1 protein-coding gene is annotated in these 1,038 nt (G+C 49.6%); it reads right to left on the bottom strand.

What is annotated here, in order from left to right:
- Positions 1-360: 360 nt before the first annotated feature.
- Positions 361-1,038: polymorphic toxin-type HINT domain-containing protein (locus tag AC1D1P_RS24220; protein ID WP_477674777.1), on the bottom strand; the 678-nt coding region annotated here is incomplete at its 5' end.

Genomic DNA, 1,038 nt, shown 5'->3' with positions numbered 1-1,038 from the left:
GTCTTTGAAAGTATGGCGCTCCAACTCTTTCGTTTTGAATATGCATGGACCCGCCATGCATGATAGGTTCACCTGGCTCTTCATCCATTTCATCAAGTATATCTAGAATATCTTGCGTAGCCATGACTATTATCCGGCACCCTCTCGAGTGAGCCAGGAAAAAATTTAGAATATGCCCCGATCGCCTGTATAATTCCTCCCGATCCTCTGACTGATCGCAGTGAGGAATACCGTCAAAAAACGTATGATCTTCCAAGATCCCGATTTCCGGGACAGCAGGATGGGTCCTTTGCTTGCCAACAGCGATCATGTCCCCGGTATCGAGATTCAAAAGCATGTAATCAACCGACATTTCGACCTCTACTTTGGATAGGAATACACAAGTTTACCCTGTGCCGTGTAAATCGTTATAGTTGGCGCGTTCTGGTCGTACAGGGCATCCGACATGACATTTTTCATGGCCTGTTCGGCTGTCCCGCGGCTCAGATTAGCGGCGCGGCCGTCTATGACAATCGAAGCCCCCGAGGCCACCCGGGTTTTAGAGTCAATTTTTTCCAGGATAGAACGTTGCACCGTGACGGTGCTATTCTTTGATACGGTCGCCAACTCGAAACGCTGGTCATTTATCAAGAAGTCCAGCCCTTGGCTCTTAGAGCCACCGAGAATGACAACCTTGTTTCCGAACGTCGCCGAATCGTAAGCGAATTGTATTTCCTCCTGAGAAACCCCTTTCAGAGATGATGCGATAATAGAGCCGCCATTTGTACCGACACTTTCGCCCTTGGCCAAGACATCAAACTGGGACTTTGCTGCCTCAAACAAGTCGGAAGCTCGGTCCTTCGTGCTCTCCTGAATAAACCTATTGATGTCCGGCCCGCAGGCGTTGTGCACCCATACCGGCTGGGCATTGTCGTTGTCCGCCTGCTTCACGAAGTAGGTATGAAAGTCGGCAATCGTCAGATTATAAGCGTTCAGCTGTTTGTCTCTGACGCGAACATTGACAACTGAACTCCAGCTTCCGTCGGAGTCGAACAGCTT

The sequence above is a fragment of the Polaromonas sp. P1_E1_2 genome, from assembly GCF_056406035.1.
Note: the sequence above shows the minus strand (reverse complement) of the source record. Positions and strands in the feature narration are given on the sequence as shown.